The organism is Phaeocystidibacter marisrubri, from assembly GCF_008933165.1.
GTDB lineage: Bacteria > Bacteroidota > Bacteroidia > Flavobacteriales > Schleiferiaceae > Phaeocystidibacter > Phaeocystidibacter marisrubri.
The window spans coordinates 52,876-76,078 of the sequence record NZ_WBVQ01000003.1; the positions used below are offsets into that span (position 1 = coordinate 52,876).

A 23,203-nucleotide genomic window follows, 5' to 3' on the forward strand; every position below is an offset into this window, starting at 1 on the left:
TTCGGAAAACCCTTGTATCCTCCCAGCATTTGGACTGAAAACTCGCTATCTTTCTGCTATGACATGGGACTCTCTTTTGGTACTGGGCTATTATCTCTTCGTCACAACGGTTGCCATTGGGATTTTGATGGAGAACCGAAACCCGATGAAGACAATGGGTTTCATTATGGTGCTGTATCTCATTCCGATAGGAGGATTGATTATTTACTTTCTATTCGGACAGAACCATCGCAAGCGAAAGCTCTTTTCGAGAAAGGGCATCCGAGACAATGAACACATTCGAACGTGGGAACTTGAGAATATCTCGCAGGTCAAGTCGGCCGAAGAGGTGACCAAGCATTTTCTACAAGACAAATGGAAGGTGGTGAATTCACTTTTTAACAGTGATAGAGCTGTTTTGACAACCCAAAACACATGGAGGTTACTGCGTAATGGCGAAGAGACTTTTGGGGCACTACTGGAAGCTATTGAACAGGCTGAACATCACATTCACATTGAGTATTACATTGTAGAAGACGATGGGGTTGGACGTCAATTTCGCGATGCTCTGATCGAAAAGGCCAAGTCTGGTGTAGAGGTTCGTTTCATCTACGACGATGTGGGAAGTATGAGTCTCAAACGACGGTTTTTGCGCCCCATGCGTGAAGCGGGAATTGAAGTGAAGCCCTTTATGCCTGTACTTTTTCCACTGCTCACCTCAAGAGCAAATTACCGCGATCACCGAAAGGTGGTGATAGTGGATGGTAAAGTGGGGTTTACTGGGGGAGTGAATTTGTCTTCTCGTTACACCAATGTGAAATCGGAGGGACGCTATTGGCGTGATACCCATCTTCGATTGGAAGGAGATGCAGTGAAATCACTACAAATGCACTTTTTGCTGATGTGGCGTTTTGTGAATGAAAGTGCGCCACAGGTTTCTCCTGATTACTTCCCAGATATTGAGGTGGATGAAATTACTCTCGTTCAAGTTGCCGCTTCTGGACCCGATTCGGATTGGGCCAATATTCTCTCGGCGATATTCACGGCCATCAATACGGCCCAGAGGGAAATCCTCATTACTACGCCGTATTTTATTCCCAATGATGAAATACTCTTTGCCTTGCAAACTGCTGCATTAAGTGGTATTCAAGTAAAAATCATCCTTCCAAAGAAATCGGATTCACGTCTGGTTCAAGCGGCAATGATGAGTTATGTGAAGGAAATGCTCGAAGCAGGTGTGAAGGTATATCTGTATGAGAAGGGATTCATCCACGCCAAAACGATGGTTGTTGATGAAAGTTTGTGCACGGTGGGCACATCGAACATGGACTATCGCTCGTTCGATATCAACTTTGAGATCAACGCTTTTGTGTACGATAACGAAATGGCCAAAGCGCTCAAATCAGACTTCAAGAAAGACCTGGAGTCGTGTTCAGAAATCACTTTGGAACGTTGGGATAAAAGGGTCTTGCGAAGACGGGTTAGCGAGAGTTTTGCTCGCTTGGTAGCTCCCCTGCTTTAGAACCAATATCCTATGTTCAGATACGCCATCATTCCAGAAGATTCAAAAGATTTGTGAAGGATAGCTGAGATAGGGCCAATGAAGGTGTTGATGCCATATTCAAACTTAAAACCCGTAAGCAACAACGATGATTGCTTGTCAAACGGTGTATAGATGTCGTCAATAATTGCCGCTCCATTTATTCCTCCTAGAACAAAGTTGTTTTTGAAAATCTCGTACTGTAGCTCGAATCCTACCATAGCCGAGTTTAGCCCATATACGGGATCAAACGTAGAGGTGGCGTAGCCAAAATTACCATAGGCAAAGGAGTAGCCGTAAAGAGGTACATTGTTGTTGATGTAATTTTTACCAACGCCTCCATAGTTGACGATGTAAGGAGGTGTGATTTCAGACGAACCTATATTAACCAAACCGTACAAATTGGATCGAAAGGTCCAGTCTTTTGAAAGGGGAATGTTGCTCTCAAAGTTGATGTCTGTAGAAAACGGAAGTCCACCGTATAGCTCATTCAAGGAACCGATGAACATGACGTTCAACTCCATCAATATCCCTTTGGTTGCATAGGTGTTCCGATTTCGAATATCAATTTCAGAGTTGAGGAAGAGCTCCACGTTTTCAGATCGGAGTCGCACTTCACCAAAAATTGATTGAATAAAGGCACCATCACTGTATTGGGAAGTGTTGTGATACGCTACGCCGAGTTTGATGGCGGTAGATTTGGCGATAGAAGAGGTGAGAAAGAGTCGCGCTCGGATATCTTCGGTGCGCATTTCGCCAAAATTTACGCCTCCATAGTGGAAGTCACTCTGATAATTCCAATACCTGAAGTCACCCCCTAGTCCGGGTAGTACACCATTGTCTTTCATCACCACGATGTTGGCGCGTGGATTGGCACTAATGCCAAGATCGAGTGACATGTAGGAACCGGTGAAAATTTCGTTTCTACTGGTTAGGTTGAGCAGGGCGGCGCTTTCAAAATCACTGTCATATCTGATACCTACACGAGCTTTTACTCCGGAGGGTTTCTCTAATACTCGAACTTCTAGTACCGTTTTCCCATTGAAGGGATAGGTGAGGTAATTGGCCAAGCTGAATTGATTGGTTCCATGGATTTTGAGCATGCCTTGTTCGATATCGTCAAAGGATACCGTATCACCTTCGCTGAACCCGAGGTTACCAATCACATTTCTTCTCGAGGCGTTAGCCAAGCCCTTTACTCGAATTTCATCAATTCGAATTCTATTGGGGGGGAGCCTTCTGCGAACAGTCCTTGGCTGTGGTCCGCCCAACAGCTCACGAATGCGAAGCAACTCGTCCATATTGGCTCTTGCAACCCTTCGTCCGGATTCTATGATTTCAGCGGCTTTATCGAAGGTGGTGACCCCGAAATCATTCATGTCAGGGTTTAGGATAAGATCGCACAGTGACTCCCGCTCTTTGGTGGTGAAAGCGTTCATGTACATCCCGGTCTTCTCTAAAACCTTTAAGAAGGTAGGATCGGCAATGGAGTCTTTGAAAGTGGTTTGAACATCCACGCCAATGAGGATGTCAACCCCTAATTCTCTCAGGTGATCTGCGGGGAAGTTGTTGACGGTTCCTCCATCAATTAAGTAGGTATCGTCATAATAGAACGGACTAAAGAGAGAGGGAATACTCATGCTTGAGCGCAAGCACAGAGGAAGTATGCCCTCGTACATCACCTTTTCCCGTCCGGTGTTGAGTTCCGTAGCTACGCAGACAAAGGGAATAGGGAGGTCTTTGCGGAAGTCCAGCGGGTCGTGGTATCCAATGGTTTCCCTAGAGAGAATGTTGAGGATTCGTTCACCAGGGTTTAAACCGCCTGGTATTTGTAGACCTTCTTCAGTGACGTCCAAAGTGAGAACATAGCGTTCGTCTGAATTCTTTTCGTAAGGAGCGAGGTACTTTCTCTCTGGCCTAGGGTTGGTCACGAAGTCCCATTCTGTGGTCGTGGCGATTTGCGATAGATCTTCTGGCGTATGGCCAATGGCGTACAATCCGCCAATGATCGAGCCCATACTGGTTCCGCCAATAGCGTCAACGGGGATGCCTAAAGAATCTAGCACTTCAAGAACGCCAATGTGTGCAAAGCCCTTGGCCCCTCCACCCGACAGTACAATGCCTATTTTGGGACGATCTTGAGCAAATGTGCAAATTGAAAATAGCAGAGAGAAGATGAGACATGCCCTTTTCATGCGGAGTGATTTTGAAGCTGAAAGATACTACTTCAAAAAGGGAATTTAGAACCAAAACCCCAAACGCACGTAGGTGTCTATTCTAGAGTGGTTGGACGATTTGGAAAGCGTGATTTCTAATGGGCCGAGTGGACTCTTGTAGCCGTAGGAAATGCCATAACCGTCCAAGATTACACTACTGTTGAAGAGCTCGTCCACGGTCGCTTCCAATGTTCCCACGTTGGCAATGGCCGTAAAGAAGTGATTCGGGAATGCTTCATACCAAACATCTGCACGGAAGGTGAGGGCATTTCTACCGAATAGTTCCATGTATCGGTAACCCACAAATGGAAAAATGTGTTGGGTGTAATTTTCCCCCATACTTCCCAAAAAGATGGAATAGGGATAGGGAGCATTAGGTCCAATGGTGGTGGCTCCCAAAATTCGAGTTCTAGCCCCAACACGGTCACTGAAGCAGAAAGCTTGATCGTATTGTATGTGAAGAATGGAGATGGGTTCGGCGTATGTTTTGAAATCGATCTGTTCCGAAATCAATTTGAATTCTCCATTGAGTTGAAATCCAGAGGTAGGCTTATACGTGCGGTCGAAGGAATCGAAATCGATAAACCCAAAGTAGTTGAGATATGTCGTATTTGACTCTTGAATTTCCGAACGCAAAATGGGTTCACTGATATCAATATTCTCAAAGCGAACACCGCCGCCGATCGTGTAGAGATCCCAAAGTGTAGAGTGGAGGAAGATTTCGGTTCCAAAATCGGTGTAGGTGTATTCAGAAATGGGACTTCCGTTTTCGTACACGTTGGCATTGAATTGATGGAAGTCGGATTTGAATCCAAAGGCTGGAATAAACCCGCGCTCAAAGATGTAGCTCAATTCGCCTCTCGGATTTTCACTCAAGACAAAATCAAGTGAAAATTTGGAGTTCTTCACTAAGGCATTTCTCACGGTTACATTGAGAAGTACCCCCATTTTATAGTCATCGTCGTAGTGAATGCCCAAACGCGCTTGGGTATTGTCTTCAGATTCGACCACAAAAATGTGCATCTCTTTCTCCCCGTTTCGTGTTTTATGGATTCGGTAATCTACTTGCTTATAAAACCGACTGCCATATAAGCGCTCGATTCCGGCAATGATATCCTCAGAATCAGTGGTGTCTTTTGGGGCTATTCCTAAGGTAGAACGCACAAAACGATCAGAAGTGAGCGTGGCTCCGTGAACGATAATCGTATCGACGTATAATTGTCGAGAGGGATAGGGAGCTGTTCTTTCAGGAAGGGGTTCAGAGGCGGCCCACTGCGAGAGCTCTTCGCTGTGCTCTAAGGTGGCCTCGGCCCCTCTGCGAATGATTTCATCGCGAAACTCGTAGCTCACAATGCTAAACTCATCCAATTCGGGATGGATGACCACCGTTGCGTCCTTCAGTTGCTCGCGGTAGTTCTCCATATTGGGATAACTGCCCACCTGTTCCAAAATGCTCACCATATTCGTGAGTTGGTCGCGAGTGTACAATCCAGATTGCGCATCAGATGCAATGATTATATCCATTCCCTTTTCGCGAAGTAAACTGATGGGAAGATTGTTTTTGATACCGCCGTCTACGTGTAATTCGCCTTCTAATTCAAAAGGAGAAAAGATGGAAGGAAATGCGGAGCTAGCTCGAAGTACATGGGCTAGATCGCCCGAATCAAACACCACTTCTTCACCTGTTTCTAGATTGGTGGTGATGCAGCTGAAAGGGATATTGAATTTGGCAAAGTTGGTGCTGTCGTGTACTTCTTGAAGCAAATATGACAGGGTGGTAAGTACGTATTGCCCAGAGTTTACAGCGTCTGGAATTTTAATTCCCGAGGAATCGATCGCCAGGGTTAGCGTATATCGATCGTCAGAGCTTCTGTCTAAGTAAGACAATCGGTAACGAGGAATGTTGTTGTTGAGGAGGGCATCCCAATCTACCTCGTTCAGTAGACCTTCGATGTCGTCTGCAGAAAACCCCATGCAGTACATGGCTCCAATAATGGCGCCCATGGAGGTTCCAGTCACATAATCCGGACGAATGTTTTGGTTTTCCAATTCCCGAATTACGCCGATGTGCATCATGGACTTGGCTCCTCCACCGCTCAAGGCGAGTCCGACTTTTGGACGCTCTTGCGCATGGGAAAGCGTGCTGAAAAGTAATGTGAATAAGAGTAGTTTGGCTTTATTCATCTGCATGAAAATACGACCAAATCTTTTGAGCCTTGCTACTTCCAACGAGGTTTTCTAGCTCACCTTTGGCTGCTTTGCTAACGCCCGTTGCGCTCTTGTATTTTTTCAATAGGATTTTTACCGTAGAGGGGCCTATGCCTGGTATTTCTTCTAGTTTGCTTTTAACGGCAGACTTGCTCCTTTTTTGTCGGTGGAAAGTGATGCCAAAACGGTGTGCTTCATTTCTCGCCTGTTGAATAATTTTCAGTGTTTCTGAACGCTTGTCAAGGTACATGGGAACAGGATCGCCCGGGAAGTAAATCTCTTCCAAGCGCTTGGCGATGCCAATAATGGCAATCTTTCCACGCAATCCGAGTAATTCAAGACTTTTTAATGCAGCGCCCAATTGCCCTTTGCCTCCATCAATCACGATGAGTTGAGGTAGGTCTCCACCTTCTTGTTGAATCCGACTATAACGACGGTAAATGACTTCTTCCATGGAGGCGAAATCATCCGGACCTTCTACCGTTTTAATGTTGAACTTTCTATAGTCGTTTTTGGATGGTTTTCCATCTTTAAAAACCACACAAGCTGCAACAGGGTGTGTGCCTTGGATATTTGAGTTGTCAAAACACTCCAAATGCCGAGGTTCCACATTCATGCGCAAATCTGTTTTCATTTGCTGCATGATTCGATTGGTGTGACGATCGGGGTCTACAATCTGAATGTTTTTCATTCGCTCAGATCGATGGTAACGGGCATTCCGTTGACTCATGTCCACCAGCTGTTTTTTATCTCCGCGCTGTGGAACGGTGATTTTTACATTGGGGATATCTATTTCTACTTCGTGAGAGAGGTATAGCGTTCTACTCTGACTATTGAAGAGGTTCCGCATTTCTGGGATACTCAATGCCAATAATTCTTCGTCTGATTCGTCGAGTTTCTTTTTCAACTCTACCGTGTGGGCCTGTACAATGGCTCCTTCAATGATTTTCAAATAGTTCACATAGCCGTATTCGGCGTCGGAAATGATGGAAAATACATCTACGTTAGTGATGGAAGGAGTGACCACCATGCTCTTAGCTTGGTATTTTTGGAGGAGGTCGATTTTTTCCTTAACCGCTTGAGCACTTTCAAATTCCATGTGTTCTGCATGGGTCTGCATCTGCGTTTTGAGCAGTTTGAGCACGGCAGAAATGTTTCCTCGAATGATCTCCCTCGCCGATTCTACATCGTTCATGTAGTCTTCTTCGCTTTGAAGATCTTCACAAGGGCCAAGGCAATTCTTGATGTGATATTCTAAGCAGACTTTGTATTTCCCATTGTCGATGTTCTCTTCACTCAAGTTGAGATTACAGGTGCGAAGGTGATAGAGTTGTCGAATCAGATCTAGTACCGTGCGCATGACGCGAACACTGGCATACGGTCCAAAGTATTCACTCCCGTCTTTAACGGGGTTGCGTGTAGAGAAAATGCGTGGGAATCGCTCCTTCTTAATGCAAATCCAAGGGTACGTTTTGTCGTCCTTTAAATTCACATTGTATTTCGGTTGGTGTTCCTTTATGAGGTTGTTCTCTAATAAGAGCGCATCAAATTCTGAATCAGTAATGATGGTTCGGATGTCGCGAACCTTTTTGACGAGTAAGTAGGTTCGCGCATTGTCGTGCTGTTTGGTGAAATAACTACTAACTCTTTTCTTCAGATTCTTGGCCTTGCCGATATACAGGATCTTTCCATCCTTGTCTAAATGTTGGTACACACCAGGTTTTTCTGGAAGTGTTTTTAAAAGATTTTGGAGGTGTTCAGATTCAGCGGCCATGGGATAAAGGTACAAATGAACCAGAAGTTCAGTGCATCGTGAGGAACGCTTTGCACCCGAATTTTGTTTGATACTACCCTTGGCAAATCCCCGTTTCAAGCAAAAAAAAAGAGAAAGCTATCTAAATAGCCTTCTCTAACCCATGAGTCGAATCCGTGCGAATTCGTTGCTTAACCGTCTGCAAGTTAAGTAAAAAAGTTATTAGTGTATATAGTACACTAACTATTTTTTTGATACGTTTGTCTGGCGCGACCATTCAAGCGGTCAAGCGCGCGTTCCTGTGCAAGCGATATAGGGAGCTGACACTAACAGAGCGAGTTGAATTCTGTCCTTGATTTTCTGAGCCTTTTCAAGACTGAGCCTTTCTTCACCGCAACCTGTATGTAGAGGCTCCTTTTTTTGTGCCCAGAACCCGTACTATTGATTACTCAACCTCCAACGCGATCAAGGAAAAGTTGTCTCGACTCTTCTCTTCGCATTTGACGCGTATTTCTTTAAAAGCACTCTTGAGTTCGCATTTCGAAAGCTGTTCGATGAGTTCAGATTCAGGACAGCCTTCCAATATTCCATCAGAAAGGAGTAGTAAAATGTCGCCAGATTCAATTTCCGTTAGTTCGGTGATGTCCGGTGTGGCAAAGCGGTTGCCATCGCTGATGGCTTGAAGAATTATGTTTTTTCTATTGCTCTTTCGAGCTTCTTCCTCGGTGAGGTGACCCTGATCCACCATTAATTGAACTAAACTGTGGTCTCTGGTTCTGTAGAGGACTTCACCTTTTCGAATGTGGTAAAGTCGACTGTCGCCTACCCAGTACACAAAGGCGCTGCTCTCTGAATTTGGATGGAACCCAACGACTGTAGAGGCCATTCCCTTGCATTCGGGATAAAGCTCCGAGTGAGCATTTAAACTCTGTTCGGCCGAACGAATCGCATCGCAAATGGTTTGAGGATTAACTTCACTGGCGTAGGAGAGATGCGTTCCTATGGAACGAGAAACGATATCCGAAGCGACTTCACCGCGATTGCTCCCGCCAACACCATCACAAACCAAGAATGTGCGAGCGCCCTCCGCATCTACATGCTGCGGATAAACGTTGTCTTCGTTCAATTTCCTTTTGCCAGGGTGACTCAGGATGTAATGACGAGTGTTTAGACTATTATCGTTCAATTGAAGATTCGCTCTCACATTATTACACGCGCGGTTGCTTCCTTAAGTCCGCACATTATTCAAATCTCGACCACCATTTGCGCGCTTTTTCCGAGTCCCATGGGTATTTACCCGATAGTTCTTTGAGTGAAGCATGCAATTCTCTGGCGGTTTGCGGTCTCTTTTCAGGGTCTTTTTCCAAACATCGATGAATCAAATCACTGACCTCTTGCGGCACTTGAGTATTGATTTCATGCAACGGATCGGGTTCCGTGTTAATCACTTGGAACATGATGTCAATCTCAGTGGAGAAACGGAAGAGGGACTGGCCTGCTAGCATATAATAGGCTACCGCTCCTAAGGCGTAAATGTCACTTCGGAGGTCGGAGTTCTTTGGTGTTTTTATTCGTTCAGGCGCCATATATAGCGGGGTGCCCGTCACTTGAGTGGTGCGTGTTTGAGCAGCTTCTTCGTCAGAAAGGTCCTTTACCAAACCGAAGTCGAGCACTTTCACGACATCATCTTCTCCTCCCCGTTGCACCAACATGATGTTTTGTGGTTTGATGTCACGGTGTATCAAACCAATGCTATGAGCTTCACGAATGGAAGCGGATGCTTGGCGAAGAATGTGAAGCGCACGCTCAAATGGCAACTCGCCTTGCATCTGAACGATTTGAGCCAAGGTGAAACCATTTAATAGCTCCATGGCATAGTAGAAGATTCCGTCTGGAGTTCTACCAAAATCATAAATCTCGATAGTATTCGGATGGGTGAGACGCGAAGCCAATTGAACTTCTCGCTCAAATCGCTCTACCACTTCGGCTGATATGATATTTGGCTTCAGGATCTTAATGGCGGTCGGTCGTTTGAGCATGGCGTGATGGGCGAGGTATACTTCGCCAATTCCCCCTTCGCCAATCTTCCGCACCATTGTGTATTGACCCAATTGGGCAGCTTCGCCTACTTTTCTGTTCAAGCGAACGTAGCGTAAGGATGAGTACAAGCTGTAGGTGAGTACAACCGCAAGAATTAAAATCAATATTCCGAAAGTCGCGTCGAGGTAAATGAGTGGTTCAAATGCCTCTTCGTAATCTACTTCGGTTACCAGTCCAAAACCAAATTCAGGAAACCAATGATAGGCACCAATGACTTTCACTCCTCGATAGTCGCGATACGGGTCGATTAAAACGTCTGTAATCGCAATGGAAGAATCACTTTTGGATGCAATAGAAAGGGCAACAGGTTCCGTGAAATTACGTGAAATCAAAGGCTGTGTAGGCTTGTAGCCTTCGGTGAGGTCACCTCCTGGATCGCGAAGAGAAACCACCAATGAACTGCCGGCTTCTTCTTTGTTCGGAACTAAACCAATCGATTTGAGTTGATCTACAAATCGGCTTTCGGTGAGCATCATTCCCTCCGCATTGAAGGCATAAGTCTCACCTGTTTTTCCCATTCGGGCCACATTCACAATTTCGCTAAAACCTTCGTCGGCATATCTACCCACACCGAAGTAGCCAATGAGCTCTCCGATTTTATTGTAAATGGGATTGCCCGCCCAAACGATGGGTTTGGAATAGATGGAACGAACATCATAGTCGTCGTAAACCAATTTATTGGGATCAAATGGGGCTTTAAATGTGCCTTCTCTAGCGTTCGCTTCAAAAAGTTGTCGGAAGCCTGCGGGATTGAGGCGATTGCCAATCACACTGCGATCGGACGCAGCGAATTCATATCCGGCTTCGTCAAAGAGATTGTAACCGGCGCTGTTGGTGTTCTTTAAATAAGGACGAAGAATACCCGTTAGCGTATCTTGCCATGGCGAGAATTGAAGCCGCTCTATTTCTTCAGGGCTATTTCTATAGCGAAGGATGTAGTGGATTTCATCAGAAACTTCAGGTGTGTTGCACCAAAATCGAACAGAATTGCGAAAATCTCGGATCCAGTATTGCATGGCCACCACATCGGCATCCAAGACGGCTTGAAGTTGTTCGCGACGGATTTCCTCTAGACTGTTTTTAACCTGTCGGTGAGACCAGTATCCCAATACAATGAGAAGCACGAAAGTGACGATGAGGGTAATGCCAAAACGTTGGCGAGTACCAAAAAGACGCTCCATCCAAATCACCGAACGCTTGGTGAATGTGGTGTCGCTCAACTTCGGTGAGAGATGTTGTCGAGGTTTTTTTCGCGATGCAGTGTCCGTTGCATTTCCCGAATTCTCGACCATAATGGTCTCTTCACTATGGTTGGCTAAGAGCGTACGCAACTCTTCTAGAATCTCGGTGTCACCTTTGGAAGCCTGACGAATGTAGGCTTCTCGTTCCCGAGGTTTTAGATCGATGGCCTCAATGAATATGGCCTTTACTTTCTGATGCTTTTCAGCGTCCATTTATTTTCCCTCCAAATGTATATTGGAACGCAGCCAAGCTTTAATCATGGTCCATTCCGCCTCGATTTTCCGTTTTGACACGCCCATGGCATCGGCCACTTCTTGAACGGTCATGCCGGTAAAGAACCGCATTTCCACAATTTTAGCTTGAAAGGGATCTCTGGCTTCTAAGAGGGTAAGTGCTTCGTCAATGGCCAATACATGTTCATCAACTTCTGGATCTAGAAGTTTGTAATCGACGTCATCTACATTCACTTTGTGAACATCACCACCTCGTTTCTTTCGCTTCTTGGTTCGGGCATGGTCTACCAAAATACGGCGCATCGCTTGGGCGCTCACCGCTAAAAAGTGGGTTCTTCCTTGCCAATCTACATCATCCTGACCTATCAATTTCACGTAAGCTTCATGCACTAAACTGGTGGGTTGTAGTGTATGGCCTCTGTTTTCATAACGCATGTAATTGCCCGCCATTCCTCGCAATTCTTCATACAAAAGCGGGAAGAGTAGGTCGGCCGCTTTGTCATCTCCATTTTTCAGTTGATGCAAGGCTTGTGTAATATCGCTTCTAAATGACTTCATAGAGTAGGTGGTTCTTCGAAGGGAATAGGTTCTCCGAAAGATACAAATTGCTTTGTGCTCAAAACGGAAGATGGCTCAAATCCGTATTCCCGCCACATAGGATTATTCCAACGCGCTTATGCTGAAAGAGCTCTGGATAGGCTCTGACCACTGCAAGTGGAACGCCTGCAGAAGGTTCAATTACTTGCTTCATGCGCTCCCATGTCCAGCGCGTGGCTTCAATAATTTGAGGATCACTTACGGTTAAGATGTCGCGCACATGTTTTTTAATCACCGGGAAATTGACGGAGCCTAGGCCTGTTCGAAGTCCATCGGCCACTGTAGTAGAAGCGCGAGCAGGAATGATTTCCCCTGCTTGTAGGCTCCGTTTGGCGTCGTCTGCCAACTCCGGCTCTCCGGCATAAATATCTATCGAGGGGTTCATGGCCACGGCTGCAAGACAAGTGCCCGCAAGAAGTCCGCCTCCACCAACGGCAACGAGGAGAATATCCAGATCGTGCACATCTTCCATCAGCTCTAAAGCGGCGGTACCTTGACCCCAAATTACATCTTCATCGTTGCTGGGATGGATAAAATAGGCCCCTGTTCTGTCTTGAAAGTCGGCGGCAGTCGCTTCTCGGTCGGCCTGTGTCGCTTCGCAGTAAATGAGCTTAGCGCCATATCCTTCCATCGCTTCAACTTTTGATTTGGGAGCGTTCTTTGGCACAATGACAGAGCACGGAATACCTAGTGTTCGTGCTGCTAAAGCAACCGCTTGACCATGATTTCCCGAGCTGTGGGTGCAAACCCCTTTCTCCACGGCATCTGCTGGAAGTTGAAGAATGGCGTGCGTTGCGCCGCGCATCTTGAATGCTCCCATACGCTGAAGATGTTCAGCTTTAAAGAAGAACTCAGCGTTGAATTCAGCATTGAGCGTGCTGGAAGTCAGTACCGGTGTGCGGTGAATGTGTGGAGAAATCTTCTCCAACACAGAACGGTGGTAGTTTAAATCGGGATGCATGAAAACAAAAATAGCCCCCGCAATGAGAACGGGGGCTATTGAGGGTCGAAAAGAAGAGTCAATAAAGACTCTACCAACCAAAAACCTAACCTATGAAAAACTACCCTCACCTACTTAAGCGATAGGAGGGTAGTTAATCCGCACGGGTTAGTACATCTCGGGCGATAAAATTCTGTTAAGGTGGTAAGAGCCCTGAGAAAGTGCACGCAATCCAGGGCTCTTTGATTTGAGTTCTCTAGGTTAGCACGGTTGAATTTTCTCAGAATCGCAACCACGAAACGGACTTGAACTCAGGTACAGGTTAGTGGACCACCATAACTCGACTTTGGAACAAGGCGTTCTTAGAGAACACTTTGATGATATAAGTGGCTTCGTCGAGGTTGCGCATGCGGAAGTGACGAAGTTCTGCGTATGTTCCGCTTTTGCGTTCCACCACTCTTCCGTTCATGTCGTAGATAAAGAGTGCGATGTTTTCGTCGTCCGCCAATGGAACATCGATTGTGAAATTGCTTCCAATACTTGGATTTGGGTAGATCATCAAGTCTTGAACAGAATTCTCTGTAATGCCTACAGGCTTCTGGCGATCGGGGTCGTTGTTGTTCGGATCATCGGGTTCGCTTCTCTGTTCAGCTACACCAATGGGGCGAGCTTCTTGAGCTTGAACGGTAGGTTGATACATGAAGGTGGCCATTCCGAATACGAGGAGTGCTTTTAGCGTTTTCATGGTTTTGTGTTTTAGGTAATGTGTTTCAGTGTTTTGTTGTGCCAGAACTATTGAAAAGCACGTGCCAATCGAAATAATGGCCTTTTTTGGCCCTTTATTAACAAAAAGTGTCCGATAGCGAACAGTTGTTCGTTCGAAGTCGGACAGGTGTAGAGCGCACATTTACATTACATTTGGTGCACAAAAACCTCATTCGTGGCGAGTACGCTAAAAAGACTTACTGGAGATACTGCTCTTTATGGACTGAGTTCCATTCTGGGAAGGGTGCTGAATTTTGTACTCGTGCCCATCCATACGAAGTATATGACAGAGTCGGAGTATGGGGTGAATTCCGATTTGTACTCCATCCTCGCTTTTCTGATGGTCTTGTTGACCTATGGTTTTGAAACGGGCTTTTTTCGGTTTTCAGAGAAGTACAAGGATAGAAAGATGCTCGTTTATGCCACGGCAACTCGAAGCATCATCACCACGACGCTTATTTTTCTCGGTATAATTTACCTACTTCAGGTTCCTATTCTCGATGCACTGCGCTATCAGGATCATCCAGAATACCTGTGGATGTTGCTGTTTATTATTTCTGCGGATGTAATGGCGGCGGTTCCTATGGCCAAGCTCCGCAGCGAACGGCGAGCCAAGCGATTTGTGAGGAATCGGATGGTGGTAATTGTGGTGAATGTTCTACTGAATGTCTTCTTTTTCATGGCTTTGCCTGAGATGAGTACTTGGGATGGAATGTTGGGTGACTTCGGCAGATGGATGTATGATCCAGAGGTTAAAGTAGGCTACGTTCTACTCGCCAACTTGATTGCCAATGCCTTTATGCTGTTGGATTTGATTCCTGAGTTTTGGAAAATTCGAATAGGGTTCGACAAGGCTATTTGGAGAGAAATGCTCTTTTTTTCCTTTCCATTGATGTTGGCTGGATTAGCAGGTGTGGCAAACGAGATGATAGATCGTCAATTCATCAAGTACCTGCTCCCTGAGTCGGAGTCATTGGAACAACTGGGCATTTATTCTGGAGTTTACAAACTTTCCATCGCACTGGTCCTTTTCAATCAAGCCTTTCGATACGCAGCAGAGCCACTCTTTTTTGAGGAAGGTGAAAAGGGAAGGGATCGAACCATCTTTGCCCAAATTCTTCGTGCCTTTACGGTTGTGATGTGTCTAGGATTGGTCTCTGTTTTGGCCTTTTCAGATTTGTTAAAGGAACTCTTCTTGAAGAATGAAGACCTCTGGGCGGGGATGGAAATTCTTCCAGTCCTTCTCATCGCGAATGTTTTTCTGGGCATACACACCAATATGTCTATTTGGTACAAGCTCTCAGACCAAACTCGATATGGAATGTACATCACAGGGATTGGATTGGTGTTTACCGTGGTGATGAACCTGTTGTTGATCCCACCTTTGGGCATTATGGGAGCGGCTTATGCTACGCTGGCGAGTTATGCGGCAATGGCTATTTCATCGTACGCCTTCGGACAGATTCATTACCCTATCCCGTATGACGTTAAGACAATCCTCTTCTACCTTTTAATTTCCTCCGTATTGGGCTATCTTGCCTTCGTTTATAGCGGCGTTCATATTCTCATTTCTCTCCTTTGTGTACTCGGTTACATTGCCGTAGTTGCTGTAGTAGAAAGGGAAATGATTATGAAAATCGTCCATCGATTGAAAGGATAAGAATGAAAGTTAAGATCGTAAATCGGTCCAGGCATGCCACGCCTCATTATGCCACGTCGCAATCAGCGGGGATGGATTTGAGAGCTAATATCGAATCCCCTATTTTGTTGAATCCAGGAGATCGCATGCTCGTAAAGACTGGCCTTTTTATGCAATTACCAGAAGGCTTTGAGGCGCAAGTTCGACCTCGGTCTGGACTGGCTTATAAACATGGTGTTACCGTTTTAAATAGTCCCGGTACAATCGATGCAGACTATCGCGGAGAGATTGGCGTTATCCTCATCAATCACGGAGTCGAGCCCTTTGAAATTACGGATGGAGAACGGGTAGCACAAATGGTAATTGCCAAGTATGAAAGTATCCAGTGGAATGAAGTAGACGAACTCGATGCGAGTGATCGTGGAGAGGGAGGCTTTGGATCTACCGGAAAGAAATAAAGAGCCAAACCAAACTGAATAATTCACACCCATGAAGATTATTGTACCGATGGCGGGTAGAGGTAGCCGCCTTAGACCACATACGCTTACTGTACCTAAACCACTTATTCCCATCGCTGGGAAGCCTATCGTTCAGCGATTGGTAGAAGATATCGTTCGCGTTTGCGGACAAAAAGTAGACGAGATCGCTTTCATAATTGGTGATTTTGGAGAAGAGACAGAACGTCACCTCATTGACGTAGCTGAAAAATTAGGAGCCAAGGGAACGATCTATTATCAAGATGAACCCCTCGGAACAGCACATGCCATTCTCTGCGCAAAGCGCTCCATGAATGGTCCATGTGTGGTTGCATTTGCCGATACCCTTTTCCGTGCGGATTTTACACTTGATGCCGAGGCAGAAGGTGTGATTTGGGTAAAGCAAGTAGCCGATCCGAGTGCTTTTGGTGTCATCAAAATGGATGACGAGGGTGTGATTACGGATTTCGTAGAGAAACCCAAAGAGTTTGTTTCTGACTTGGCGATTATCGGGATCTACTTCTTTAGAGATGGCGAGTTGCTCCGCGATGAGCTTCAGTATTTGATCGATAACGATATTACGGATAAAGGCGAGTACCAATTGACGGATGCGCTAGAGAACATGAAGGCGAAAGGCTTGAAGTTCGTTCCAGGAACCGTGAATGAATGGATGGACTGTGGCAACAAAGATGTGACGGTAGATACGAATAGCCGTATGCTTGGTTTCCTCCAAAATGAAGAGGCGTTGATCAGTGATGATGTCGTTCTGGAGAATAGCAAAATCGTTGAACCGTGTTACATCGGCCCTGGGGTTACACTGCGCAACTCTACGGTTGGTCCGAACGTCAGCGTTGGTCGTGGAACCGTCATCGAAGATTCAACCATCCAGACCACGATCATTCAAGAGGATAGCGTAATTTCAAATATGAACTTAGAGAATTCAATGATTGGCAATAAAGCCGTGTTGAATGGTAAGTTCAAATCAATTTCACTTGGCGATTACTGCCGTTTAGAAGGATAATACTTGAGAATATCAGCCCTCATTCTAATCAGCTCGCTTTTAGGACTGCCTGTTTATGCACAGGAGGAAGTCGAGGAGGTTCAGATTTCAGAAGATGGGTTAACCGCGCGTGAATCCCACGAATTTGATAAACACTTTTTTGAAGCTCAACGCTTCAAGGCAGTGGGAGATGATGCTAAAATGCTCGCTGAATTGGAGGCGTGTCTAGAGCTTCAGCCGAATCACGCTACTGTGAATTTTGAGATTGCACAGTACTATCTGAAGCGGAAAATGGCTCATCAAGCGGCTACGTATTTAAAGCTGGCCGATGAAAATGATCCGGGAAACCCTTGGATTGTACGAGCAGAGTGGGAAGCGGCTAAACTCAAGATGAATTTGGTTGAGGAGCGAAATGCCCTCGAAAAGTTGCACCACTTAGAGCCGGACAACCCAGAGTTTATTTGGGAACTCGCCATGGCCAAGTTGCGAATGAACTTGCCCGATAGTGCTATTGCCGACTTGGATAAGCTGGATCAATTGCTAGGACCAAGTGATATGGTGATGGACCAGAAGGTTCGCATCTATTTGGAGCTTGGGAATCTTGAGGGTGCCGAAAAGGTGCTCGTGGATGCCATTGCAACTTCTCCCAATCGAATGGATTTGCGCGGGAGACTGGCCGAGTTCTATGAGAATACAGGTCAGCGTCTAAAGTCTATTGGTGTTTATGAAGAGATCATCAGACTGGACTCCAATGAGCCCAGAGCGCATCTGCATATTGCCAGTTTATTGAGTGAAAGAGGTCGATTGGACAGTGCAGCGCATCACTTGAGAATTGCCCTTTCGAGTACTGAGTTGCCCATTGATGCGAAGATGGGCGTACTGGTGAACTTGCTTGCACCTGCCGAGAAAGATCCGGCGGTAATGAAGTTGGCGCTGGAGCTCGGTGATACGCTCGTTTCGGTTCACCCTTCTGATCCCAAGGCATACGCTATGCTGGCAGATTTTGCCATACGTGCCAATCAGGTGGAAAGAAGTAGAAACCTCTGGAAGAAAGCAGTAATGCTTCCAGATGGAGATAAATTGATGCTTTGGCAGCAGATTCTTCAAACGGATGTTCAACTCCAGATGTGGGATTCACTTCACGTGGATGCACAGTTGGTCCTTGAGCGCTACCCCAATCAACCACTAAGCTACCTCTACGACGGTCTGGCTCTTGTTCAACTTGAAGAATACGAGGATGCTATATTGATTTTGGAAGAGGGTGAACTGTATGCCCTAGGAAATCCAGAATTGGAAAGCCAGTTTAGTTTGCAATTGGCTAGTGCCTATGAGAAAACTGGCGATTCAGAAATGGCCATTGCGTACTTTGAGAAGGTGCTTTTGAAATCACCGGACAATGTCCTTGCGCTAAACAATTACGCCTATCATTTGGCAGAACGAGGAGTGGACTTGCCGAACGCTTTGAGTATGGCAAGCCGAGCAACAAGCCTTGCGCCAGATCAATCTACCTTTTGGGACACCTATGCATGGGTGCTCTATAAAATGGATCGCTATTCCGAAGCGTTAGATAAAATTGACCGAGCCATTCGCATAGGAGGAGCTCGTGATTCAGAGATACTAGAGCACAAAGGAGACATACTCTCTGCATTGGGCAGGAGAGAAGAGGCCATTCATCAATGGAATATGGCATTGGAGAAGGGTGGGAATGAAGAGCGACTGAGGCAAAAGATTGTTTTGAATGAATAGGTTACAAGCATTAGTATTGATGAGTGTGTTTACGCTGGCCATCGTTTCGTGTGGTCCGAAAGAACTGACGTATGACGGCTCTACAGAAGAGGTGAGTGTCGCTGATCTGACCGCCGCAATGTCAAATACGCTTGAAACCGCAGAGACTTTTGAGTTCAACGGAAGAGCCAATTATATATCGGGTACGAGCGACGTGAATTTTGCGTACAGCATCCGACTGAAAAAAGACAGTGTTATTTGGGTGGACATCAAAGATCCATTTGTTGGGTTGAAGGTGGCGAGAGCGATTATCTATCCAGATAGTGCGGCTTTCTATAACCGATTGGAATCGACTTGGATGGCTGGAGGAATAGAGTTGGTCCGTGAGAAATTGCAATTGGGCTTGGAATTTCACCACCTTCAATCAGTGCTTTTGGGCGAGCCTTTGTATTTACCAAAGACCAATAAGGATGTCACTTTGCATCGGGGAGAGGGCAGAATTACGGCAACCGTAATGGGTATGGAAAACGATCCATTGTTCGCTTTTGATACTGCCATGTACGTATACACCTATGGTTATGTGTCCCAACTGCCTCTTCTACACCAACAACTTCCAGATGGGCCTAGAGTGTTGGAAGTAGACTATGCCTACCAAGACGAAGATAGAGGCATACCCTACAAGACTACATTGGAGCTCAAATGGGAGTCAGAAGTATCTTTAAAATTGACGCACAATCAAGTACTACGCGACGTAGATTTGCACATACCTTTTAGCATTCCAAGTGGTTATGAACGGATTCAGTAAGACCTTTATACGAGTTGCACTTTTACTATGTGCATTCACGGTCTCTTTTGGTCTATACGCCCAAGACCGAAAGGAGGAGTTGCGTGTCCGTAAGGCTCATCTCCAAGATGAGATCCAAATAGCCAATAAGATTTTAGAGGAAGCAAGGGAGACTCGCCAATCCAGTATCACCACCCTCCAAACGCTCAATCAAAAGGTTCGAATTCGTCAAGATCTCTTGCGCACCATCAATCGAGAAATTGCATTGATTGACGAAGAAATTGCGCTGCAAGAGGCCGAGATTGAAACGCTTAAGGCTGAGATTGATACATTGAAACAAAAGTATGCGGAGATGATTCGCTTGGCTTACAAGAACAAGTCGAAGACCTCCCGATTGATGTTTGTTTTCTCCAGTACTGATTTCAATCAAGCTATGCGCAGAATTCAATACCTGCGGCAGTACGGAGAGTTCCGCAGACAGCAGGTGACTCGAATTGAAGAGAGACAGGCAGAGTTGGAGCATCAAATTGACATGCTCAATCGCCAAAAAGAAGAGAAGGAAGAACTCCGAACCCAACGCGCTTCGGAACTCGAGGAGTTGGAGAACGAGAAATCGGAACAGCGCGAAACCATTGCTTCGCTTCAAGCTCAAGAGGGCACATTGCAAGCTCAAATTCAGAGTAAGCAAAATGAGGCGAATCGTCTGGAGTCGGAGATTCAACGCATTATTGCAGAAGAAATACGTAAAGAGCGTGCCCGCGCCGAGCGAAACGCATTGGAAGAACGAGCCTTGGCAGCAGGGCTGGTAAAAGGACAAGACTTCAATACCCGTACGCCAAACGCCCGTCTTACCGAATTGATTACGCAGGCCAATGCTCGCAGAGCAGCCAGCAATACGCCTACTTCAGAGCCGGAACCTGTTGCAAGTACGAGTTATGCCCTCACGCCAGAGGCTGCCCGACTCGCTAGAAACTTTGAAGCGAACAAAGGCAAACTCCCTTGGCCAGTAGAGCGCGGAATCATCGTGGGTCGATTCGGTACGCAACCTCACCCTGTGGTGGCTGGTATCACCATCAATAACCCGCATATTGAAATTGGTACTTCAGCAGGAGCAGAGGCACGTGCCGCTTTTGATGGAACCGTTTTAGATGTTGTCCGAATTCCAGGTGCACCTATTACAGTAATTGTGCAACACGGCAACTATTACACACACTACGGAAACTTGGGTGAATCTTTCGTGAAGCGCGGTGATGCCGTAACGGCCAAGCAGGCCATTGGCAAAGTGTTCACGGATCCGAGTGAAAACCAGACTGTCCTTCAATTCGGTATTTGGAAGAATACAGATTTGATGGATCCGGCGCCTTGGTTGGCTCGGTAGATTCCTGATAAAAAAGGCCGACCACCCTTCTGGATGATCGGCCTACTCCTCAACTCAACGCCGGGTTTGCTTAGAAAACAAATCCCAGGGTTAGTGATGCCAAGTGATAGTTTGGCGTTTCGTAACGGTCTTGGAACAGCTGATTCATATCGTAACGTGCTGTTACCTTGAATGCGCCCCATCCAATCTGACCCATAAGTCCGTATCTGAATTGGTTTGACAAGAATTTGTCTTCCAAGGTTTCTTCAACTTCGTCTTCATTGAAGTCCGTGAAGGTTGTTTCTCTTTCAGAGCTCAAGCGAACACCACCGTATCCACCTACTAGAAGAGACACATTTTCGTTCAGGTCTTTTCCGCTCAAGTCAATTCCGAAAAGCAATGGAATGTCCATGTAAACGATATCAAACTCTGTCTCAATGATGTTTCTGTTTGGATCTGGTAGGAAGTCCACCGCAACCTCACCATTGGATCCTTGGAACTTTGTGATAGGGTACTTGCTTTGGATATTGTGCCAGCTAAAGTTCAAACCGTACTGGAAGATGAACGGACTGGTCTCTCCCAGACGTACACGGTGTCCAAACTCAAGGTCGTAAGCCCAAGCATTGAAGAAGTCTACCTCTGCATTTCCACTTGCCAATTCATTGTTGTCATTGTACAAGGTGTTCCATCCAAAGTGGAATCCAATCAGCCCCATGTCTTGATCATATCCTTGGTGTTCATCCTTAATGATGATGTCCTCTTCTTCGATTCGGTCTTCGATGACGATGCCATTTTCACCAATGCGAATTACTTGGCCTTTTCTAGAATGTGGTAGGTCTTCCGCTTCCATTTCGGCTGCATCCTCTTCCCATTGCTTGCTGTAGGCTTCCCAACCACTTTCAGAAGTATCGATGCTGGTTTCAAATTCTTCGCTCCAATCTTCTATTTTTTCAGCGAGAAGTTCTGCTTTTTCTTCGAATTGATCTTCAGCGGCATCCATCTCTTCTTCCGCTTCGTCTTCGGTAATTTCACCCGCTTCAAGTCGAGCGTTGATGTCAGCCACTTTAGCGCTGTAATCTGCAGCGGCTTCCGACATACCTCTCGAGAATTCTGAAAGGGCGCCGTTGATGTCCATATCGTCCAACTCGGTTAGGTTCTCCGTAATGATGGTGATGGTTGAGTTATTTGATTTAATGCTCAACGTATCCTGTGCTGAGGCTGATGCACTCAGTAAGCCTAAGGCTACGGATAGGAAGGGGATTAGCTTCTTCATGATTGTTGATTTAAGGTTGTGTAGATGTTTTGTCTTCTTGGTCAGGTGCAAACTTCTGAATGATAGGGCTGAGGTTGATACTCACTTCAGGCCATCTAATTTGATCTTTACGAGGTGTTTCAACCGGCTTCAAACTCAGGATATTGTCGATTTGTTCTTCGGCGTATTCTGCGAGATCAACCTTGTTCGGAGCTTGAGTGGCATCCGACGATTCCGTGCGAGTTTGAGGTTGTTCTGAATCTCTCGGATTCGATTTCATCAAGTACTTGTTCGGGTCGAATCGAACGCGATTTCCCAACTCGTTTGAAGCGTCTGCCATGGTTCGTGTTTCGCTCCCCGTGGACTTGGCTTCTGTGTTTAATGCGGTTTCACGTAAGGCAGACTCACCGGCATCTTGGCCTACAACGCTTGGCATGATGTTGAGTGAAGAAGGCGTTCTCCTCTTTGGCGATTCCGTGGCTATTTCCTGTACGGGAACGACTTCGGTTGTGTTATTATGTATTTCCTCTGGAGCAACTTCTTTCTCTTCTACGGGTTGAAGAACAGGTGTCTCGATAGGTTCAATATCTTTCGGTTCAATGGTGATGCCGCCATTGCCAGTAGACATGGGCTGATAAGTGTCGTACAAGTAACTGCTCACGGCAATTGCTAGTGTAAGAGAGGCCGCTATTCCGATTAGCCATCCGCGGTTGGATGGGCGTTCGTTTAAGCGCGGTTCCATCTTCGACCACAAGTCGGCACTAGGCTGAACCTCTACGTCGTGTAGATGCTCTTTGAAGTGTTCGTCGATTGGATTTTTAGCACTCATGGCTTGTACAGGTATTGTGATTCTGTTACTCGCTCTTGTAATTGTTTTCTCGCTCGGCTCAGTTGCGATCGACTCGTATTCTCATCAATGTTGAGCATTTCCGCAATCTCTCTGTGACCGTATCCCTCTATGGCATGAAGGTTAAAAACCGTTCGGTAGCCCAAGGGAAGTTCTTCTATTAGTTGAAGGAGGGCGTGTGTTGTTTCTTTCGATTCAACGGGAGCATGTTGTGGTTCTACCCAATCCTCCTCTTCATTTTCTACAAATAGATTCTTCTTGTAGCGAAGGTGATTCAAACTCTCATTTACCATGATTTTTCGAATCCATCCTTCAAAAGAACCCTCTTCGTTGAAGTCCTCTATCTTGTTGAACACTTTCATAAAACCGTTCATCAAGACTTCTTCTGCTTCGTCCTTCCGCTTCACGTACCGAATGCAAACACCGAGCATCTTTGCCGCAAAGCGGTTATAGAGCTCATGCTGCGCTTTTTTGTCGTGTTCACGACAACGCGCTAGCAGGTCTTCGGTTGTAGTTGAGTTGAGTCGGAAGAGTTTCACTTTGTTAGGTC

Annotated in this window: 18 protein-coding genes; 7 read left to right on the plus strand and 11 right to left on the minus strand. The window is 46.0% G+C overall.

Features of this window, described 5'->3' with window-relative positions; all coding sequences use genetic code 11:
* Positions 1 to 58 precede the first annotated feature (58 nt).
* Positions 59 to 1,501, plus strand: a complete 1,443-nt coding sequence (cls, locus tag F8C82_RS13410) for a cardiolipin synthase (RefSeq protein WP_170266269.1) — start codon at positions 59 to 61, stop codon at positions 1,499 to 1,501.
* Here the strand turns inward: cls and F8C82_RS13415 are convergent.
* From F8C82_RS13415 to F8C82_RS13450, 8 genes are all read right to left on the minus strand, one after another.
* Complete coding sequence (locus tag F8C82_RS13415) at positions 1,498 to 3,714, minus strand: patatin-like phospholipase family protein (protein WP_151694135.1); 2,217 nt, start codon at positions 3,712 to 3,714, stop codon at positions 1,498 to 1,500. The genes cls and F8C82_RS13415 overlap by 4 nt on opposite strands.
* A gap of 45 nt (positions 3,715 to 3,759) precedes the next feature.
* Complete coding sequence (locus F8C82_RS13420; RefSeq protein WP_170266270.1) at positions 3,760 to 5,919, minus strand: patatin-like phospholipase family protein; 2,160 nt, start codon at positions 5,917 to 5,919, stop codon at positions 3,760 to 3,762.
* Positions 5,912 to 7,717 carry an excinuclease ABC subunit UvrC gene (uvrC, locus tag F8C82_RS13425; protein ID WP_151694137.1) on the minus strand — a complete coding sequence of 602 codons (1,806 nt, stop codon included), beginning with the start codon at positions 7,715 to 7,717 and terminating at the stop codon, positions 5,912 to 5,914. Before uvrC ends, F8C82_RS13420 begins: the two co-directional genes overlap by 8 nt.
* Positions 7,718 to 8,141: 424 nt before the next feature.
* Positions 8,142 to 8,900, minus strand: coding sequence for a PP2C family protein-serine/threonine phosphatase (locus F8C82_RS13430; protein WP_151694138.1), 759 nt, complete (start codon positions 8,898 to 8,900; stop codon positions 8,142 to 8,144).
* A 37-nt stretch (positions 8,901 to 8,937) separates the two neighbouring features.
* A complete protein-coding gene (locus tag F8C82_RS13435; RefSeq protein WP_151694139.1) occupies positions 8,938 to 11,250 on the minus strand; it encodes a serine/threonine protein kinase in 2,313 nt (770 codons plus the stop codon).
* Positions 11,251 to 11,829, minus strand: coding sequence for a sigma-70 family RNA polymerase sigma factor (locus tag F8C82_RS13440; RefSeq protein WP_151694140.1), 579 nt, complete (start codon positions 11,827 to 11,829; stop codon positions 11,251 to 11,253).
* A gap of 58 nt (positions 11,830 to 11,887) precedes the next feature.
* Positions 11,888 to 12,829, minus strand: a complete 942-nt coding sequence (locus F8C82_RS13445; protein WP_151694141.1) for a pyridoxal-phosphate dependent enzyme — start codon at positions 12,827 to 12,829, stop codon at positions 11,888 to 11,890.
* Between the two features lie 301 nt (positions 12,830 to 13,130).
* Complete coding sequence (locus F8C82_RS13450) at positions 13,131 to 13,553, minus strand: T9SS type A sorting domain-containing protein (RefSeq protein ID WP_170266271.1); 423 nt, start codon at positions 13,551 to 13,553, stop codon at positions 13,131 to 13,133.
* 195 nt (positions 13,554 to 13,748) lie between these two features.
* Between F8C82_RS13450 and F8C82_RS13455 the strand changes: the two genes are divergently transcribed.
* The 6 genes from F8C82_RS13455 to F8C82_RS13480 are packed head-to-tail and all read left to right on the plus strand — an operon-like array spanning position 13,749 to position 20,575.
* Positions 13,749 to 15,233 (plus strand): oligosaccharide flippase family protein, encoded by a 1,485-nt coding sequence (locus tag F8C82_RS13455; RefSeq protein WP_151694143.1) that lies wholly within the window; start codon positions 13,749 to 13,751, stop codon positions 15,231 to 15,233.
* Between the two features lie 2 nt (positions 15,234 to 15,235).
* Entirely contained in the window at positions 15,236 to 15,670 is a 435-nt protein-coding gene (dut, locus tag F8C82_RS13460; RefSeq protein ID WP_151694144.1) for a dUTP diphosphatase, read from the plus strand.
* A 31-nt stretch (positions 15,671 to 15,701) separates the two neighbouring features.
* Positions 15,702 to 16,709 carry a sugar phosphate nucleotidyltransferase gene (locus F8C82_RS13465; RefSeq protein ID WP_151694145.1) on the plus strand — a complete coding sequence of 336 codons (1,008 nt, stop codon included), beginning with the start codon at positions 15,702 to 15,704 and terminating at the stop codon, positions 16,707 to 16,709.
* 3 nt (positions 16,710 to 16,712) lie between these two features.
* On the plus strand, positions 16,713 to 18,434 hold the full coding sequence (locus tag F8C82_RS13470) for a tetratricopeptide repeat protein (protein WP_151694146.1): 1,722 nt from the start codon (positions 16,713 to 16,715) through the stop codon (positions 18,432 to 18,434).
* Positions 18,427 to 19,218 carry a DUF4292 domain-containing protein gene (locus F8C82_RS13475; protein ID WP_151694147.1) on the plus strand — a complete coding sequence of 264 codons (792 nt, stop codon included), beginning with the start codon at positions 18,427 to 18,429 and terminating at the stop codon, positions 19,216 to 19,218. The genes F8C82_RS13470 and F8C82_RS13475 overlap by 8 nt, the downstream gene beginning before the upstream one ends.
* Positions 19,202 to 20,575, plus strand: coding sequence for a murein hydrolase activator EnvC family protein (locus F8C82_RS13480; RefSeq protein ID WP_151694148.1), 1,374 nt, complete (start codon positions 19,202 to 19,204; stop codon positions 20,573 to 20,575). Before F8C82_RS13475 ends, F8C82_RS13480 begins: the two co-directional genes overlap by 17 nt.
* Positions 20,576 to 20,645: 70 nt before the next feature.
* Here F8C82_RS13480 and F8C82_RS13485 read toward each other — a convergent pair whose 3' ends face one another.
* Genes F8C82_RS13485 through F8C82_RS13495 form a run of 3 tightly spaced genes read right to left on the minus strand, consistent with a single transcriptional unit; the run spans position 20,646 to position 23,192 of the window.
* Positions 20,646 to 21,827 (minus strand): outer membrane beta-barrel protein, encoded by a 1,182-nt coding sequence (locus tag F8C82_RS13485; protein ID WP_151694149.1) that lies wholly within the window; start codon positions 21,825 to 21,827, stop codon positions 20,646 to 20,648.
* A 10-nt stretch (positions 21,828 to 21,837) separates the two neighbouring features.
* Positions 21,838 to 22,635 carry a hypothetical protein gene (locus tag F8C82_RS13490; RefSeq protein ID WP_151694150.1) on the minus strand — a complete coding sequence of 266 codons (798 nt, stop codon included), beginning with the start codon at positions 22,633 to 22,635 and terminating at the stop codon, positions 21,838 to 21,840.
* Complete coding sequence (locus F8C82_RS13495; RefSeq protein WP_151694151.1) at positions 22,632 to 23,192, minus strand: RNA polymerase sigma factor; 561 nt, start codon at positions 23,190 to 23,192, stop codon at positions 22,632 to 22,634. Before F8C82_RS13495 ends, F8C82_RS13490 begins: the two co-directional genes overlap by 4 nt.
* Between the last annotated feature and the right edge of the window lie 11 nt (positions 23,193 to 23,203).